We start from the raw sequence: 18,850 nt of genomic DNA, 5'->3' as shown, positions 1-18,850 counted from the left end.
CCTGTATATACAGGTTGTCAATAAAAAAATAATGCGTTTTCATTTTACTCATACTCAGCCCATTTTAAACAATCGATTTCTAGCAGCCTATTCACTGAACAAACTTCAAACAATCTTTTTAAACTGTACAAAAAGATAAAAAAGCACATCACTGTATAAATGATGTGCTCAGGCTGTCGACAAACGCATATGATTATTTATCTTTAATTTACTAAAGTAAAAGTGTGCAATTAATTCTTTTTCGTAAGCTGCAGCGCTTTTTTTATGTCTTTATATGAATTAGATTTTCCATACATTAATACGCCGCCTTTATATACTCTTGCACCAAATACAGCAAGAATAATAATAGATGCAATTAGTATTATTATACCAAGGATCGGCTCCCATAAAGGCAAATTAAGCATGCCTACCCGCATAAACATAAGCATTGGTGTAAAGAACGGAATATAGGATGTAACAGCTACAAACTTGTTATCTGGTGCACCGAGTCCAAACATTGCAATCATAAAGCCCGCAACAACAAGAAGCGTCATTGGTGTAATCATCTGCTGCATATCTTCTATTCTGCTTACTAGTGAACCAAGGAAGGCAGCAAGAGTCGCATAAAGGAAATAGCCTAAAATAAAAAAGACTGCTGCATAAAAAATAGTAGAAATTGGGACATCTCCAAATCCTAAAAACCCTTCCATCGAGCTTAAATCTTTATTATTTGTCATAAAATAATAGCCTATACCAAGCAGCAAAACTAACTGGGTTAAACTCAATAGTCCAACTCCAAGAATTTTCGCAAACATATGCTTAATAGGAGAAACGCTTGATATAAGAATTTCCATTACTCTAGAGGACTTTTCCGTTGCCACTTCCATCGCAATCATATTTGCATACATGATAACGGCAAAATAAATAAGGAATAATAGTACATACACAAGTCCTCTTGCTTGATCTAATTCTTCAGCCGTTTTTGCATTTTCTTCAAGAGCTGTCGATTGAAAGGAAACAGGTTCATTTAATTTTTCCAACTGTTCACTCGTTAAATTTAATTGCGCAGCAGCTAAGTTGCTCTTAATTATTTGAATATTGGCAATAACATCTGTAGAAACAGAAGAATCTGCAATATTCATAGAATAATAATGAGCATCTGGAAGTTTTTCTGTATTATAGGTTAATACTAATAATCCTTCGTATTCTCCATCTTTCACGAGTTTCTTTCCTTCTTCTTCACTGCCATCATACAACTCTAACGCCAGCTCTTTATTAGATGATGTGGTGATTTTTTCAAGTGGTGCAAATAATTCACCTGATTGATCCAAGACAGCCACTTTTTTGTTTTCGTCTTTATCAAATACATTAATGATAGAGGTCAAATTAGCTAATGCTATAATTAGAGCAATAGTTATAGCCGTTGTAATAATAAATGATTTCGTTTTTAATTTGCTTATATACGTATGGAAAAGTATAATCCAAAAATTACTCAAAAGAACCACCCACCTTTTCTATGAAAATATCATGGAGAGAAGGCTCCTCTAATGCAAACTTTCGAATAAATCCTTTTCCAACTATATTATTAAGAATTTGCTCAGCGATTTCTTCTCCTTCTATTTGCAAAGATACTCCTTCTGTAGTCTGCTTTAATTTTACAACGCCCGGATGTTTAATTAAGTAGCTAAGATCAAAATCGGCATGGATTGTTACATTTTTTTTGCCAAAGCTTTTTTTTATTTCTTTTAAAGACCCATGAACAACCGGACTACCTTTATGCATAATACATAGATGTTCACACATCTCTTCTACATGTTCCATTCGATGACTGGAAAATACAATCGTAGTTCCTGCATTTTTCAAATCAATGACAGCCGCCTTTAATAGCTCTACATTAACAGGATCAAGCCCGCTGAATGGCTCATCTAATATCAATAATTTTGGCTTATGTAAAACAGCGCTGATAAATTGAATTTTTTGCTGATTTCCTTTTGACAGTTCTTCCACTTTTTTATCCAAATACTCAGGAACATGAAAACGGTCCAGCCAATATTCCAATTCTCTTAATGCCGTCTTTTTATCCATACCTCTTAGTCTTGCTAAATATACAAGTTGATCTTTTACCTTTAATTTTGGATACAATCCTCTTTCTTCAGGAAGATAGCCGATAAATGGACTTGTTGAATAATCGATTCTTTTATTATCCCAACTGATTTCCCCTTCCGTATTGTCCAAAATTCCTAAAATCATTCGGAAGGTAGTCGTTTTCCCCGCTCCATTTCCTCCTAAAAAACCGAACATCTCCTTCTCCGGTATAGAAAGAGATAGATTATCAACTGCTAGAAATGATCCGAATTTTTTTGAAACATTTTTTAACTCTAAAGTCATGTTTTAAACCCTCCTTCCCTATTCTATACGAAAGAAATTGGAAAAGGTTTCAAGTTATTTATTGCACCTATGATGTTTGTTTTTTGGTCCATCAGGAAAATTATTAATAAAAAAGCATTGGATCCTTATCCAATGCTTTCAAAAATGCATTATTTAATGTGGCAAAAATACTAATTGATATAAAAATAACAAAGCAAAAATATACACTAATGGGTGAACCAGCTTTCCTTTTCCTTTTACCAGCTTTAATAAAGGATAAGATATGAACCCTAATGCAATTCCTGTTGCAATACTAGAAGTAAGAGGCATACTTAAGATAACAAGAAAAGCTGGAAATGCTTCATCAAATTCTGACCACTTCACCTCGGAAATAGCCCCCATCATCAAACTTCCCACAATGATTAATGCAGGAGCTGTAATAGCAGAAAGTCCAGAAACAGCACTAACTAATGGAGCAAAAAAAGCAGCCGCTATAAAAAGTACAGAAACAACTACACCTGTTAATCCAGTACGTCCCCCCGCTGCAACTCCAGCAGTTGATTCAATATAAGCAGTTGTTGGACTTGTCCCAAAAACCGCCCCAACTGTGGTACCAAGTGAATCCGCCAGTAATGCTTGTCTAGCTCTTGGCAAATGATTATTTTTCATTAAACCAGCTTGTTCTGCAACCCCAACCATTGTTCCAGTCGTATCAAAAATGGTAACTAGCAGAAAGGAAAACACAACTGCATATAAACTATGGTGAAAGATATCTCCTATTGCATCAAGTGGATTGCTGATAATCAGACCTTCTGGCAAATGAGGCATAGAAACAAAACCTTTTGCAAATTCAAGCTGTCCAGTGAAAATAGCAATGATTCCCGTTGCAATCATACCTAAAAATAAGGCTCCTCTAACGTTCATCGTATATAAAATAATGGTAATCGCAAGCCCAACAAGAGCAAGTACAACACTTGGAGACTGTAAATTCCCAAGGCCGACTAAATTTTCCGGATGATCTACAATAATTCCTGTTTGGCGCAAACCAATAAAGGCAATAAACAACCCAATTCCGGCTGTAATACCATGTTTTAAGTTTTCTGGAATAGCTTTAATTAATTTCTCCCGGAAAGGAGTTAAAGATAAGATAATGAAAATAATTCCTGCCACAAATACAGCAGAAAGTGCAGCAGTATAGTCTGTTCCCCCATGTGTGCCTACAACCGAATAAGCAAAATATGCATTTAACCCCATTCCAGGTGCAATAGCAATTGGATAATTAGCTAACAGTGCCATCCATAATGTTCCGACAACAGCTGATATAATCGTAGCCAAAAAGACTTGTTCAAATGGTACGCCAGCGCTAGATAGAATCACCGGATTCACCACAACAATATATACCATGGTTAAAAATGTGGTAAAACCAGCAATTACTTCTGTTTTTACATTTGTATTATTTTGCTTTAAGTGAAACATATTAAACCTCCAAAAACGAACATTTAAAAACAACATTTTCTATATTATTCGTTTTAAAATGAAATTGCAACTACTTTTGTACAATAATTTAAATTTGATAATCCAATTATGAATATTTTATGCATAAACTTCTGTTGCATACATGGCAAAAATCCTTTTAAGTATGCCATCAACTCAAAAGGATTTTTGAACTAGTTTCTTTTCTTAGACCAAATAACTTTACTTTACTTCTTCCGATAGAAAATGCTCGTTTAATAATGCAATCTTTCGGTTTGTATACTCTTCAAAGCTTTCATTATATGTTTTAGGATCCTTAGGATTAGAAAATTGTGTAATTTTTCCTGTTACAGGATGAATAAACTTGCTTGAAGCACCACAGCCAATCCCTATAACCGTTTGCAATTCTTCCATCATCATAATATTATAGATGCTTTCTTTATTTGGCTTGGAATAGCCGACATTTTCTAAATTACCAAGAATATTTTTTTGGCGATACAGGTAGTATGGAACATAGCCGAAATCTTTTGTCCACTTTTCTGCCATATGCATCATACTTTCTACTTCGCTTCTTTCGGCGACTTTATATTTTGCTCTATTTCTCGTCATTTCGGAAGCGCGTTTAAAAGACAGGGTGTGAACAGTTAAGGATTCTGGCATTAAAGCTTCTGTATGATCTAGTGTATGCTGGAACTCTTTAATCCCCTCTCCCGGAAGACCAATAATTAAATCCATATTAATATTATTCATTCCATGTTTTCTTGCTAAATGATATTTATCAATGGTTTCTTCAACCGTATGGTGTCTTCCTATTGCCTTTAATGTTTCTTGTGTATAAGATTGTGGATTTATACTAATACGATCAATCTTCCACTTGTTTAATACAGCCAATTTCTCTGGTGTAATGGTGTCAGGGCGTCCTGCTTCTACTGTTAACTCCCGAATTTCATCTACATCTGGGAAACTTGCATGCATTTGTTCATACAGCATATCCATTTCTTCCGCAGTTATACTTGTTGGAGTTCCTCCCCCATAATAAACCGTTGTAATGCGAATATTATTCTTTTTTAGCCATTCACCAATTTGGTTCATTTCATAATGAAGTCCACCTAAAAAAGAGGTAACAGAACCTTGTCTTCCATTAATTGCGTAGGCAGGAAATGTACAATACGCACACTTAGTGGGACAAAATGGAATGCCAATATAAATGCTTACTTCTTTTTTTAAGTCATATAAATCAGGAATGACGGTTAATTGACGGGCAATTATTTTTTGCATTAAAGCGATTTTTTCATCTGATATTAAATATTCATCTTTTAAAGCTTGATGTGCCTCTTCTGCTGGAACATTATTCTGGATATGACGATGCAATAATTTAGTCGGGCGAATTCCTGTTAATATGCCCCATTTTTGTATCATTCCGGTATGATTTTCAAGAACCATCAAATAACTTTGTGATATAGCATTTTTTATTTGCCTAAAATATTCTTTTTCGGTAAGCTCAGTAATATTTTTTGTACAGATAAAAGGACTTTCTCCTTCTACTTGTCCACTAACAGTAAATGTTTTTTCATCAGATTCTACTTTAAAATCTATATGCAGTCCTTCTTCTTTACGTTCAAATACTACTTTTGTATCTTCAAAAAATAAGTTGCCGATATGTTCTAGCGGTCGTATAAAACGTTCATCTGTTAAACCGCTTATGGAAATTATCTTCATTTTTTATTCACCTTTATTTCATTATTAAGTGTTAAATATTTATTATACTTTAGTCTACAAAAACTAACTAGGGTAGGTCAAAATTTTCTTTCGCACTGCTAAAAAAATTTGCATAAAAAAAAATATTTTAGAGTATTCTAGTATGCATGCCATTAAATTTTTGGGGATTTATACTTTCTTTTAAAAAGCTTCTCTTAAAACCTTGCTGACTATCACGAAGCCTTTATACATAACAAAATAGGGCCTTTTTTATTTATAGACCCTATTTCCAAAATATAAGTAAATATAATAGCAAAATACTCTATCAGAAAGCTAACCCCCATCTCAAAATGAAAAGATATCTAGGGGAAGGATGAAGATCACTCATTGATTAAAGTTTCACTTTATAATATTCATCTTGCGGAGAAACTCGATTGGCTGCTGCTTGCGGAAATGCTCTTTTACCATATAAGCAACACCATCTTGATTATTAGATCTTGTCACCCAATCTGCAGCAATTTTCAAATCATTTGGTGCATTCCCCATTGCGACACCAAGTCCTGCTGCTTCTATAATTTCTAAATCATCCATAGCGTTTCCAATAACAACCATTTCTTTTTGTTTTATGCCGAGTTTTTCAGCTAAATATAATAGGCCATGCAACTTTGATACGCCTGTTGGCAAAATTTCCAGGCGAAATTCATTTATTTGAACAATATTAATCGAATCAAACATCTTTTCTAGCACTTCTTTTGCATCCAATAAATCTCGTTTCTCTTCAAAGTATACTTCCATTTTCGGTGGACTTACTGGCTCTTCTAATAAAACTTCACTAAGTACATCTACAAATTGATGAGAATAAAAAACAGGATCTCCAGATGATAGAACTGTTTTTGCCAACATATTATGATTAAGCTTTGATTTATTTGCAAGAGAGAATTTTTCATGCACTAAACGAACCTGACAAATGAATCCTTCTAAAAAACGAACAATATCATACGTAAGTTCTTCCGCTATTCTATTCACATAGATTGGTTTTTCTATATCATTGGCAATAAGTGCACCTTGATGCGTAACAATATGACTGCCAACCTTTAAAGCTTTCGCTACTTTTTTTGCGGATGGGAAGCTTCTGGATGTAACAAGTGTCACATATATTCCCTTTTGCTGCACATATTCAATTGCTTCTTTTGTTGATTTTGTTATACGACCATTCGTTTGCAGGAGAGTACCATCGATATTTAAAGCTAATAAGCGATAAATCATTTTTTTCCCCCATTTCTAGGATGAATTGTCTTTATATATCATGTATGTTGCAAATAAATATAATAGAACTAAGCTTTATTAGAAGAACCATAATTTCATTCTCATGCAAACTTTTTAAAGCGGAAATAATTACCATTAATTATTCTGCATAAAATCGCCCATTTTTTTTAAACTATAGAATGTAAGGCCAATCAAACACACTTAAAGGAGGAAACATTCATCATGGCAAACAATAATAGTTCAAATCAACTTTTAGTACCAGGAGTATCTCAAGCATTGGATCAAATGAAATATGAAATTGCAACTGAGTTTGGAGTAACCTTAGGTGCAGAAACAACTGCCCGTGCAAACGGTTCAGTTGGAGGAGAAATCACAAAACGATTAGTGCAAATGGCTGAGCAACAACTTGGCGGAAGTAAATTTTAATAAATAATGACTAAATAAAAAATCCCGTTCCTTTTTAAAGGAGCGGGTTTCTACTTTTTCAAGTTATATTCATTAATATTGGGGGTCAAACAAATAAACTGACCATCAATAGCTTTTAACAGAATTTATATATATATATGAGTAAATAAAATTAGTTTATTATTCCTAAAAAGAACATAAAAAAGAGCAGCATCTCCCTCTCCTACTACTCGATCAGGTTCCACTTGCTCCATTTATAATTATTGCTGTGGTGAGCCGTATAGTTCTTCTAACGGCTTCATAATAATTTGATTTAATTCGCCGATTGCCATGCTCATGCGTTGCTCTGCTTCCATCAACTTCGCAATTTTTTCATGTTGCTGCACTAGTGCGACTGTTTTTTGGGCTTGTTCCACTTCTTCTTGTGAAATTTCTTGACCTGTCATTTGTTTTTGCTGCAGCTGCATTTGGATATTGCGAAAGTTTTCAAACATTGCTTTTGCAGAAGCATCTGCATTCACTGCATCATACATTTTTTTTAAATTACTATACTCATCACTTTGACGAATTGCTTTTTCTAATTCATATGCAGAATCATGTAAATTTACTGCCATAATAACAACAACTCCTTTTTTACAATTGTCTCCACTATAACAAACTATGCGCTAGAAAGCTAGAAAGACCATTTATTATCTAAGAACTTGTCTTTTTAATGAATATACATAGTTCTTTCATAGAGCCTAAAAATAAAAAAGAATAGTCAATCTTGGTTGCTATCATTATTTTTACAACTCTTATAAAATGACGTTATATCCCATATTTCACCAAAAATAGTTCAGACTACCCACCAAATGAGGCATAAAAATCCTTCCTTTTTAGATATTTCATCGTTTATATTCAGCAATAATAAATATTTATCCCGCTTTCATTCATGCTAATACTCTCCATCTAGTTATTAGCACAAATTCTTTCTTTATTTCATACGATACCATATCACAACTCGCCTATTTTCAAGGGGACTTTTCTCTCTTAGAAGGTCCTAAATAGAGCTTTTCCATCTCCTGCTAAGTGAAATCTCCCTTTATAGCTTGTTTGATACTTTATTCGTAAATGAGGAAATCTAATGAACAATACTTTTTTACAGCTAACTTTACAGGAGGATGCCTCTCTCTCTAATCATTTGGAAGAATATACAATAAGCATAAGTCCTTCTTTACTCCATCATTGGGAGATAGATCCAACAAAACCAGTATGTTTATCCATAGGTCAAACTGTTGTACCCGTGACTGTTCAAACTACCTCTACAGAGAATAAATGGATGTTAATGTCTTCCAATTTAATAAATAGGATAAAACAACTCTCTACTCTATGCTCCAACTTTTTAGCACAGTTTATTCCAAAAACTCAAACGATTTGCTTAGGACCAATTATCGCTATTTTAACAGAGATCCAAGAAGCAAAAGAAGGAAAAGCGCCATTTCGTTCTCTCTCTACACTTTATAAAGAATTAGCTCATGAAATTGCCGCAATAGGCGGTATCGTATATGTATGCGGTTTACAGGGATTTTCTACTAATTGTGTATCTGGATATATCGTTATTGATAATAAATGGGTACAAATGGAGCTGCCATTCCCAACCGTTGTATACAACCGCCTGCATTCACGCAAATTAGATTCCAGTCTATTTTTTCAGCAGGTTTGCACTAAATTGGAAGAGAAAAATATTCCAATTTTTAACGCCCAATTTTTTTCTAAATATGATACACATCTTTTATTAAAAAAAGATACACATATACAAAAACATTTGCCAGAAACTCACCCTTTAACAAAACAAATTTTAGAAAGCATGTTAGAGAAATATCCTTCTCTTTATATAAAACCGATTCATGGAAGCCAAGGCCGCAACATTATTCATCTAACATTATCAGAGGGAAAATATGCTGCATCTATATCTACAGGAAAACAAAAAGATAAAAAGCGCTTCTTCTCACATATAGATCAACTTTGGAAGTGGATGCAGCCTTTCTCAAAAAAAAGAAACTATCTTTGCCAGCAAGGAATAGACTTTGTGAAAATGAAAGAATGCCCATTAGACTTTCGTGTTCTTTGCCATAAAAACTATTACGGAGAATGGAGGGCAACCTCACTTGTTGCAAGAGTTGCAAGTCACGATGCTTTTGTTGCAAATCTTGCGCAGGGAGCAGAAATCTTTCAAGCAAAATCAGTATTAAAAGAGCTTTTCGGAAAAGAAAATGCACATCAAATCATTGCTCAGCTAAAAGAATTAGCTATTGAGACAGCAGCGGCTATTGCTGCCCATTCAAATGGGCATTTTGGAGAAATGGGCATCGATATGGGCGTGGAGGCTAATTTAGATTTATGGATAATCGAGGCCAATTCAAAACCATCAAAAAATATCGAGCAAAATTCTAGCCAAATACGCCCTTCTACTAAGGCTTTATTAGAATATTTTATTCGCTTATCTTTTCCACCTGAATAGAAAGGAGACTAGTTTAGATGAAGCACTTTGGAATTATGACACTTTCTTTAAATAATGAAATAAGCTATGTGGAGGAAATTGCAAAACATGCAGACCCAGCCGACTTTCGCATTTATCATTTTATGCCATCTACCTTTAATCCCTATACTGAAAAGGTAAAAGGGAAAGTTTTTCACCATAAGAAAGGAAAGTGGATAGCAGGGGAATTCCCTCTTCCCTCCATTATTTATGACCGTTGCTTTTACCATGAAAGCCCCCATTCTAATCAATGCAAAAATATTGTTAATTGGCTAAAACAACGAAAAGATATTCAGTTCATTGGAAATGGCTTGCCAAATAAGCTAAAGCTGTATGAAGTGCTTGCTTCCTCTAGTTTAAAAGCATATTTGCCTAAAACAAAAAAACTGACCAGCGCCAAACAACTAATTGCAAACCTCCCCTCCATTAATCCTGTCATCATTAAACCAATTCATGGTTTCCAAGGAAACGGTATATATTTTATTCACAAAAGAAAAAAAGACATTGTTGTCAAAACAGATAAAAAAGAAAAACAAGTGCAGCATATCTTTACAGATGAACGGAAATTTAGTGAATGGCTAAATAAAATATTAGCTAAAAACGAATATTTAAGCCAACCTTATTTGCCCTTATGCACTCGCAATAAGCAGCCTTTTGACATAAGATGTTTTTTGCAAAAAAAGCCTGATGGAAAATGGAGAGTAATTGAAAAAGGAGTTCGATTAGGCGATAAGAATCGAATTATTTCTAATTTAAGTGCAGGAGCCACAGTAATTCCTTTTCATGACTGGGTAAAGGATTTCTCTAGTTCTTCCCAAAAATTTTTAACACAAGAATTAAATGATATTCTTTCGTCTATTCCTGCCGTATTGGAGGCATCATTTCCTTCCCTTTTTGAACTAGGAATTGATATTGGAGTAACAGAAAATGGATCTTTATGGATATTAGACATTAATTCCAAACCAGGACGAAAGGTAATACTAAGCGCTTATCCTCATTTAGCTGAACAACTGTATAAAGCTCCAACACTGTATGCGGCTGCTATAACAGATATTGTAGAAACCAAGGAGGGATAGCAATGAAAAAACTTTATCCAATTGAATATATACCATCTCCAGAAAACACCATCTTTATCCCAGAATCTTGTGAAGTGGCTTTGCCTTTGCATCATGTTTCATTTGGTATAAAAAAAACAGCGGCCATTATCAAAAAACAAAAAAATGCCAAAAATATCATCAGCATTAGCAACGATCTAAAAAGTATCCTTCAGCTGCCAGACGACTCATCCAATATTCATCTTTTTTTTGATTCCGATACACTCTACCTGGGACCATTAGTTGGAATCTTTACATGTGGTTTTCATACAGGAAAGGTAAAACCAATTGGTGAAAGATCTCTTATTTTTTCCAAGTTGCTTTCCGTCCAAAAAACAGCTGGAGTCATTGCCTTTTTATTTGGCGAGCAGCATATTAATTGGGAAAAGGAAACAATAAATGGACTTTTTTATGAGAAAGGCCAATGGGAAGTAGCAGAGATTCCCTTTCCAAATGTGATTTACGACCGTATCCCTAACCGAAAAAGCGAAAATCTTCCTCGCATACAACGAACAAAAAAACGGCTGCAGCAGGAGTTCCTCATTCCTTGGTATAACCCTGGATTCTTTAATAAATTAGATATATATGAACGTTTACTTCAAGAAAACAGCATTTCTGATTATTTGCCAGAAACTCATGCATTCACCTCTTTTTCACTGGTTGAAAGAATGCTAAGTAATTTCGGGCATGTATATATCAAGCCGAAAAACGGAAGCTTAGGAAAGGGAATTTATCAATTATTATATGATAGAAAAGAAGAGATGTATTATATCCGTTTTAATGATGAAAAAGGAGAAAAACGGCTGCAAAAGTTTGAAACACTTGAAACGTTAATGAATCACACATTTAGTAAAGTGAATATGAACAATTTTATTATCCAACAAGGCATTCATTTAATTCGATTCGAGCAAAAACCAATCGATTTTCGTGTTCATACAAATAAAAATAAAAATGGGGTGTGGGAGGTTACCGCCATTGCCGCCAAAATTGCTGGGAGCGGCAGTGTAACCACTCATCTTAGTAAAGGGGGCACCATCAAAGCAGTAGAAGAATTAACTGCCATTTCCTCAGATACAGAAGGGATGCTCCAGAAATTAAAAAATGCCTCTTTAAAAATCAGCAAGGCACTAGAAAAACAAATAAATGGAATTATTGGTGAAATAGGATTTGATATTGGAATTGATCGTAAAGGCAGAGTTTGGCTGTTTGAAGCAAATTCCAAACCTGGAAGAAGCATTTTCAAATATCCTTCTTTAAAAAAATACGATGTTCTAACAAGAAAACTTTCTTTAGAACACAGCATTTATTTGATGGAACAAAACATAAAAAAACTTGAGGGCAGCACCCGTGGACATCTATTATAACCGAAAAATTAAATGTTGGAGCACTCTCCATCAAACTGATTTAACATTTGGCAGCAATAAAGAAAAACTTTCTACTATTTCCTCTATTACATCAGATTGTATTGCTTTTCAGATTAGCCAAACAAAAAACAATATAGGACCAATTATAGGAATCCTTGTTTCGTATAATAAAAAAAACAAGCTTTCTGGAAATGGTCCATTATTTATAAATCTCCAGAAAGAATTAACTAAACTAGGCGGAATAGTCATCATCTTTGCCCCTGAAGATATTTCAGAAACAGAGGTAGCTGGATTTGTGCTAGATCCCAAAGAGAACCGCTGGATACATGTAAAATCTCCTCTTCCACACGTTGTCTATAATCGCATTCCTTTTCGGAAAACAGAAAAACAAAAGCCCTATCAACATGCCGTTCAGTTCTTTGCCAACAAAAATATTCCTTTTTTTAACCCTTCATTTTTAAATAAATATGAGATTTATACCTTTTTTAAAGAGCATCCTGTGTTAAAACCATTTCTTCCACCAACCATGCTTATTACAGACCAAAATGTTCTTTATGATTTTTTAAAAAAACATAAAAATATTTATATCAAACCAGTGGAAGGAAAAAAAGGCAATAAAATTATAAATATAAAAATAAATCAAGATGATTCGATTACTGCTAAAACACCCAAAGAAACAAAAGAGTTTTCTACCTTCATACATTTTTGGAATTATTTTAATTCAACCAACGATCCTCCTTCTTATATTGCTCAAAAAACAATAGAAGCTGCCAAATATAATGGACATCGTTATGATTTTCGACTATTAATTTTATATGATAAAGATAAATATGTATTAAAGGGTGTTGGAATTAGACAGTCTGTTTCTCAAGAAATAACAACACATATTCCAAATGGCGGACAGCTCCTTCCCTACCATGCTTTACGAACACAAAGTCATGATCATTTTATAGATACATTAGTAAAGTATTGTGGTGATTGTTTATCCAATCAGCTTGGCTTTTTTGGGGAATTTTCTATTGATGCATGTGTTGACATTTATGGTAACTATTATTTATTTGAAATTAACAGCAAACCCATGCTGTTTGATGAACTGGATATTGAGCAAGCAAGATGCACACAGCTTGCCAAACTTTGTTACCAACTAGGGAATTTCAATATTCCCGAATGAAATTCCCTTCTATATCCCATCCTAAGAAAAAAGGAGGGATAACTTTTGAGCAAACAGAAAAAGGATTTAAACTATGAAGGAAGAGAGCATGCCTATTTAGATATAGACCGTATGATTAATGAAGGAATGGGCGGTGGGCATGTTATTAACAGAGAAAAGGCAACAAATATAGAAGAAGCAAGGGACATTAAAAAAGAAGATCCCCCGTATCATATATAAGATATACATGGTGAGAATCAGGGAATGATTTATTAGCATCTTCCCATGATTCTCTTTTTATTGCTCCCTGTTTCTTTGTATTATAAAATGAGATTATACGTTGAAAAAATTCTGATAAAAGTCTTCAATCTTCTTTAGTTTTCTCATCTCCACCACAGATTGTATATAATTAGTATTTTTTATTGGCTGTTTTCTAAAAGATTGTTGTTTTTCAGATAGTTTCAATGAGTAAACCCATGGTTAAAATAGGTGGATTGGAGTGAAAGATGCGAGACAGGTGAGACCCCGCAGGCGCGGCCTGCGGAGGCTCACCGCCCGCCCCACGGAAAGCGAGCATCCCTTCACTGCAATCAGCCTACTCCTTAAAAAGCAATAAAGTTTACGAAAACAGCCTTTTTATTTATTTGAGGGAGGTTACTATGAAGAATAAATTACTCTCATACTTTCATCATTCTATTCAGCAGACATCTCCTCCTACTACTTCACAGCTCGATCTTTTTTATTGGTTTAAGCTAGATGAACAAGAAGGCTGGTTTGGAATCCCGAAAGATGAAATTCAAGATGAACAGCTTGATTTGCTCAAAAACTTGTTCGACTTATTTTTGCCAGAGGAAAATAATGCACAAAAAGAATTGCGTTGGAGCCAATTTTTATATTTTCATGATAAAATTCCAAAAACAGACACAGAAACCAGTATTATTCGAATTATCCAATTTCGTATAAACGGACAAGCATTAGAAAAAAGACAAATAGAAGCTGCCTTCAGAGGATTTATTCCTTCAGGAAGTCTGCTGATATGGAAAAATGAACATGAGGGACTAATAGTCGAAAGAAATCAGCAGTTTCTTCCAGAAGAGGAGTATGATTCCTTTGCACGAGCAGTACAAACAGATCTTTATTTTACTGCAACTTTTTTTATCGGAAAAGAATTGAAATTAAATGAGGAAACACCATCATTATTTGCAAAGGAACGAATTATTTTTTCTAATGGCCTACATACTATTCCATCTCAGCGGGTATTAACCTTCGAAAAAGTTTTGCCCTATTTATTTATTCAACGATTATCTGATGATGAATTAGCCCTCTTTAAGCATTCGTTTTCCATCTTTTCAGAAGATAAAGAACTTCTGCTAACGATCCAAACGTTTATAGAGAATAATGGACATAGTACAAATACGGCTAAACAACTATTTATCCACCGCAACACATTGCAGTACCGTTTAGATAAATTCTCAGAAAAAACAGGATTTCACTTGCGGGAGCAGAATAGTTTATTAACTGTCTATCTGGCATGTTTACTATACAGCAATGGAAAAAATTAAACATAACACGCTTTCTTTTTTCACTAGCCTATTAAAAGAAAGCGTCTTCCTCTTTTCTCTCCTCTACCTATGGAAAAAGCTTTTCCAATCAAAAAAATTCGACTATAATAAAAGGAAACATAAGTTCGTCATCTATTAATTAATGGAAGAACAAACTGCGTTTTCGTAAACAATAAAGAATAGGAGATTCAACTTGAAAGGCACATCACATGCAATAGTCGGAGCAGCAACTGGTTTTGTTGTAGCAAACTATTATCAGGCTACTCCTGCAACAACCATTTTATTAGTAGGCTTAGGAGGCATTTCTGGATTAATGCCTGATATGGATATAGATGGCACGCTCCGCAATAGAATAACTATATCTCATAAAGTCTTCCGTACCGTTACACAAATTATTGGCATCTTAATGATATTGTACAGCTTTTTAAATGGCACTTCGCAAGAACAAATATATGGTGCTGCGATTGGGGCCTCTATCTTGCTCCTTTCCCTTTTCATCAAAAAAAAGCATATGCTGACAATTACAGGGGCTGCTGTATTAGTAGGGGGTATTTCACTGCAAGAAAATTGGCTTCTGCTTTTAGGGATTTTTATTATTATTTCTTCTCTTATCGCTCATAGAAGCTATACACACTCTATTATCGGCATTTTATTTTACAGTATTATCTCTCTGCAATTTGAACAATCTACCCAAATTGAAGGGGCATACTATACTTGTTTATTAGCATATATTAGCCATATTATTTGTGATTCTCGTTTTCTTCCTGTTAATAAACGTGGAGTTAAACTTTTTTTACCTTTTTCTTCCAAAGATCTGTGAATGTATCCCGAAAAAAGCTGCGAACAATGAAATGTCATTGTTCGCAGCTTTTTTTCAGAGAGAAAAGATCAAGTTGAAAAACAATGAATTTTGTCGAAAAATAGCTATCTCCCCGAAAAATGAACCAAACTATTAAAAAAATGCACCTAAACTTTAAAAAATAAATCAATTGAGCACCTTTTCTTTATAAATGAAAGCGCTTATGCAAAATGCTCAAATATAGGTTGTTTTTTTTATGCATTTCGTCAATATGAAAACGTTATCAACGATGTTACATTATATATATACAAAACAGAGGAGGAACAAAAAATGGCAGAATTAGTTTTAAATAATATTTACAAAATCTATGATGAGAAAGTAACAGCAGTAAAAGACTTTAATCTCCATATTGAAGATAAAGAATTTATCGTATTCGTTGGACCTTCTGGCTGTGGAAAATCAACTACACTTCGAATGATTGCTGGATTAGAAGATATTTCAAAAGGTGATTTCTTAATTGACAATGTTCGTGTTAATGATGTAGCACCTAAAGATCGTGATATTGCAATGGTATTCCAAAACTATGCATTATATCCGCATATGACTGTATATGATAATATGGCTTTTGGCTTAAAACTTCGTAAGTTTCCAAAAACAGAAATAGATGAGCGTGTACAAAATGCAGCAAAAATTCTTGGTCTAGAAGAATATTTAAAAAGAAAACCAAAAGCGTTATCAGGTGGTCAGCGCCAAAGGGTTGCACTAGGTCGTGCAATTGTTCGTGATGCGAAAGTATTCTTAATGGATGAGCCATTATCCAACTTAGACGCTAAATTGCGTGTACAAATGCGTGCAGAAATTTCTAAACTGCATCAAAGATTACAAACTACTACTATCTATGTTACACATGACCAAACAGAAGCAATGACAATGGCAACTCGTTTAGTTGTCATGAAAGACGGCATCATTCAGCAAGTAGGTGCACCTAAAGAAGTATATGAAAAACCAGAAAATGTTTTTGTTGGCGGTTTCATTGGATCACCTGCAATGAACTTCTTCGATGGAAAAATTGTTGGCAATACACTTAATATTGGAAATACTTCTTTCACTATTCCTGATGGAAAATTGAAAACATTAAAAGAACAGGGCTATATCGGCAAAGAAGTGATTTTCGGCATTAGACCGGAAGATATCCATGATGAGCTAGTCTTTATTGAATCCTCTGAGGATACAGCATTTAATGCAAAAGTAGATGTCTTTGAATTAACTGGTGCAGAAAGCTTAATCTACTCTACTTTAGCAAACAAAGAATTTGTTGCTAGACTTGATTCAAGAGCCAATCTTTCAGCAGGATCCGCTGTACAGCTTGCTTTTGATATGAATAAAGCTCATTTCTTTGATAAGGATACAGAAAGCAGAATTCGCTAATATTCTATCAGCCACTGCTGACTGTAAAGACAAAAAAGTTCAAGTTTCCCCACTATCTATAAAAGATTTGGGCAGACTTGAACTTTTTTATATGCTCTTTATTCTTGGACAAATGCTATCTCTTCATTTCCGCAACTTTCACATACTACTAAATGTGGGCATAAATGCTCCTGAAAATCTTGATAACCATCCTCCATCTTCATTTGATCAATTGGCATATATGCACTGTAATCATCATAATAGTCCATTATTCTTCCTTTATCCTCAACATATTTTTTACAGTGGGAACAAACAGAGGAAAGTTCCTGCCATCCATTACAAACCGGGCAAATAGTAGTCATTATCCACCTCTAATGATTATTTTTATTTCATTTAAAAAGATTATTTAATACTTATAGATAAGCTAAAAAGAAGTAAAGATTGATCATTTTATTCCCTATTTTTTGTTCCAAATAAAAATCTATTCTATTTATATCAATTTTCTTACAAATAAATCGATGTAATGACACAAATATTTAATAAATATAAGGAATAAATTACCTTCTATTTAAAACGAATAACAAAATAGCAACTATCCATACTATTAGTACAAGCAGCAAATACCAATTAAAAAATTCAATGGGTTAAGCCAAGTGGCAATAAGGTTACTTATATGTTGGTGCGATTCCAGCTAACCCAACCAAAAAAATTTTTTATGAGGAGATGGAACATAATGACTAATTCATCAAGTAGAGGCAATTCCTCAAATCAACTATTAGTACCAGGTGTAGCTCAAGCACTAGATCAAATGAAATACGAAATCGCTAGTGAATTTGGTGTATCTTTAGGTGCAGAAACAACTGCTCGCGCTAACGGATCTGTTGGTGGAGAAATTACAAAACGCCTTGTACAACTGGCTGAAAAACAACTAGGCGGAACTCAAGCTTAAAACTTAATTTTATATAATGGCTTTAGCCCCCAAAGTTTTTTGGGGGCTGCTATTTTTATTCCTTCTGAAATAGCCACTCTAATGCATGTAAAAACTGTTTTTTGAAAGTTTCTTTATTATGTTTGGCATTTTTCCCTAGCTCAAATTTCAACTGATTATCCATTAACCCTGCATTTTTTAATAATTCATTTGCATGTTTATTATTTTCAACCATAAATTGCTGAATATTTGTTTTGTCTTTTCCCTCTTTTTCTCCAACATATAAATAAATTTTTTTATTTGAAATAGATGGCATTGGTGTGATTTTTAAAAATTGCATAAAATCTTTATACCATAACGAAGGGGACAACAAAGCGATTTTATCCATTTTATCTGGATAACAATATAAACTATAAAATGAAATTAGTCCCCCTAAAGATGCTCCTATCATTCCTGTTGAATGAGCAGTGGGATTGGTAAAAAAATGCTTATCAATAAACATCTTTATCTCATCTATTACAACTTTTAAATAAATTGCCCCTTGTCCGTTAAAATCAGGGAGTCTTGCATCTAACGCTGAAGCTTTCCACGGTGTATATTCATCCAGCCGATTATGAGGCTCTATGCCAACTAATATCATTTCCTTTAGTCGATGATTGCTAAACATTGCCTCTAACTGTATTAAAGAATCTTTAAACAAATAGCTGCCATCATGAATATAAACTACTGGATAGCTCTTAATTTCCGCTTTGTATGTAGGCGGCAAATAGATAATAACTTCTCTATCAACAATATAATAAGTTTTTAACTCTCCTTCCATTTATTGTATCTTCCTTTCCA

18 protein-coding genes are annotated in these 18,850 nt (G+C 34.0%); 10 read left to right on the top strand and 8 right to left on the bottom strand.

Going from position 1 to position 18,850, the window contains the following annotated elements; all coding sequences use genetic code 11:
- Positions 1-230: 230 nt before the first annotated feature.
- From CWS01_RS00920 to CWS01_RS00900, 5 genes are all read right to left on the bottom strand, one after another.
- Positions 231-1,475, bottom strand: a complete 1,245-nt coding sequence (locus CWS01_RS00920) for an ABC transporter permease (RefSeq protein WP_101175161.1) — start codon at positions 1,473-1,475, stop codon at positions 231-233.
- Positions 1,468-2,367, bottom strand: a complete 900-nt coding sequence (locus tag CWS01_RS00915) for an ABC transporter ATP-binding protein (RefSeq protein WP_101175160.1) — start codon at positions 2,365-2,367, stop codon at positions 1,468-1,470. The genes CWS01_RS00920 and CWS01_RS00915 overlap by 8 nt, the downstream gene beginning before the upstream one ends.
- Before the next feature lie 153 nt (positions 2,368-2,520).
- Positions 2,521-3,822, bottom strand: coding sequence for an NCS2 family permease (locus CWS01_RS00910; RefSeq protein ID WP_101175159.1), 1,302 nt, complete (start codon positions 3,820-3,822; stop codon positions 2,521-2,523).
- A 219-nt stretch (positions 3,823-4,041) separates the two neighbouring features.
- A complete protein-coding gene (locus CWS01_RS00905; protein ID WP_101175158.1) occupies positions 4,042-5,538 on the bottom strand; it encodes a coproporphyrinogen III oxidase in 1,497 nt (498 codons plus the stop codon).
- Positions 5,539-5,916: 378 nt separating this feature from the next.
- Complete coding sequence (locus tag CWS01_RS00900; RefSeq protein ID WP_101175157.1) at positions 5,917-6,783, bottom strand: Cof-type HAD-IIB family hydrolase; 867 nt, start codon at positions 6,781-6,783, stop codon at positions 5,917-5,919.
- A 222-nt stretch (positions 6,784-7,005) separates the two neighbouring features.
- On the opposite strand from CWS01_RS00900, the gene CWS01_RS00895 reads away from it, so the two are divergent.
- Positions 7,006-7,209: an alpha/beta-type small acid-soluble spore protein gene (locus tag CWS01_RS00895; RefSeq protein ID WP_101175156.1), complete on the top strand. Its 204-nt coding sequence runs from the start codon at positions 7,006-7,008 to the stop codon at positions 7,207-7,209.
- A gap of 239 nt (positions 7,210-7,448) precedes the next feature.
- Here CWS01_RS00895 and CWS01_RS00890 read toward each other — a convergent pair whose 3' ends face one another.
- The gene (locus CWS01_RS00890) at positions 7,449-7,802 is read right to left on the bottom strand and encodes a YlbF family regulator (protein ID WP_101175155.1); all 354 of its coding nucleotides are present in this window, start codon (positions 7,800-7,802) and stop codon (positions 7,449-7,451) included.
- 509 nt (positions 7,803-8,311) lie between these two features.
- Between CWS01_RS00890 and CWS01_RS00885 the strand changes: the two genes are divergently transcribed.
- The 8 genes from CWS01_RS00885 (at position 8,312) to CWS01_RS00855 (ending at position 17,103) form a co-directional block, all read left to right on the top strand.
- Positions 8,312-9,688, top strand: a complete 1,377-nt coding sequence (locus CWS01_RS00885; protein ID WP_101175154.1) for a YheC/YheD family endospore coat-associated protein — start codon at positions 8,312-8,314, stop codon at positions 9,686-9,688.
- Between the two features lie 17 nt (positions 9,689-9,705).
- Positions 9,706-10,782, top strand: a complete 1,077-nt coding sequence (locus CWS01_RS00880; RefSeq protein ID WP_101175153.1) for a YheC/YheD family endospore coat-associated protein — start codon at positions 9,706-9,708, stop codon at positions 10,780-10,782.
- Positions 10,783-10,784: 2 nt separating this feature from the next.
- Positions 10,785-12,164: a YheC/YheD family endospore coat-associated protein gene (locus tag CWS01_RS00875; RefSeq protein WP_101175152.1), complete on the top strand. Its 1,380-nt coding sequence runs from the start codon at positions 10,785-10,787 to the stop codon at positions 12,162-12,164.
- The gene (locus CWS01_RS00870) at positions 12,148-13,335 is read left to right on the top strand and encodes a YheC/YheD family endospore coat-associated protein (protein WP_157827513.1); all 1,188 of its coding nucleotides are present in this window, start codon (positions 12,148-12,150) and stop codon (positions 13,333-13,335) included. The genes CWS01_RS00875 and CWS01_RS00870 overlap by 17 nt, the downstream gene beginning before the upstream one ends.
- Before the next feature lie 45 nt (positions 13,336-13,380).
- The gene (locus tag CWS01_RS22585; protein WP_168714347.1) at positions 13,381-13,554 is read left to right on the top strand and encodes a hypothetical protein; all 174 of its coding nucleotides are present in this window, start codon (positions 13,381-13,383) and stop codon (positions 13,552-13,554) included.
- Between the two features lie 419 nt (positions 13,555-13,973).
- On the top strand, positions 13,974-14,876 hold the full coding sequence (locus CWS01_RS00865) for a PucR family transcriptional regulator (RefSeq protein WP_101175150.1): 903 nt from the start codon (positions 13,974-13,976) through the stop codon (positions 14,874-14,876).
- 193 nt (positions 14,877-15,069) lie between these two features.
- Positions 15,070-15,696 (top strand): metal-dependent hydrolase, encoded by a 627-nt coding sequence (locus tag CWS01_RS00860; RefSeq protein WP_101175149.1) that lies wholly within the window; start codon positions 15,070-15,072, stop codon positions 15,694-15,696.
- Between the two features lie 309 nt (positions 15,697-16,005).
- On the top strand, positions 16,006-17,103 hold the full coding sequence (locus tag CWS01_RS00855; RefSeq protein ID WP_101175148.1) for an ABC transporter ATP-binding protein: 1,098 nt from the start codon (positions 16,006-16,008) through the stop codon (positions 17,101-17,103).
- A 98-nt stretch (positions 17,104-17,201) separates the two neighbouring features.
- On the opposite strand, the gene CWS01_RS00850 is transcribed toward CWS01_RS00855, so the two are convergent.
- Positions 17,202-17,444, bottom strand: a complete 243-nt coding sequence (locus CWS01_RS00850) for a hypothetical protein (RefSeq protein WP_101175147.1) — start codon at positions 17,442-17,444, stop codon at positions 17,202-17,204.
- A 371-nt stretch (positions 17,445-17,815) separates the two neighbouring features.
- Between CWS01_RS00850 and CWS01_RS00845 the strand changes: the two genes are divergently transcribed.
- Positions 17,816-18,031, top strand: coding sequence for an alpha/beta-type small acid-soluble spore protein (locus CWS01_RS00845; protein ID WP_101175146.1), 216 nt, complete (start codon positions 17,816-17,818; stop codon positions 18,029-18,031).
- A gap of 55 nt (positions 18,032-18,086) precedes the next feature.
- Here the strand turns inward: CWS01_RS00845 and CWS01_RS00840 are convergent, their stop codons facing one another.
- Complete coding sequence (locus CWS01_RS00840; RefSeq protein ID WP_101175145.1) at positions 18,087-18,830, bottom strand: alpha/beta hydrolase; 744 nt, start codon at positions 18,828-18,830, stop codon at positions 18,087-18,089.
- Positions 18,831-18,850: the final 20 nt, after the last annotated feature.

Origin of the sequence: Niallia nealsonii, assembly GCF_002835805.1 — a bacterium.
Lineage (GTDB): Bacteria > Bacillota > Bacilli > Bacillales > Cytobacillaceae > Niallia > Niallia nealsonii.
The sequence above is the reverse complement of the archived record's forward strand: the minus strand, read 5'-3'. Positions and strand labels throughout refer to the sequence as shown.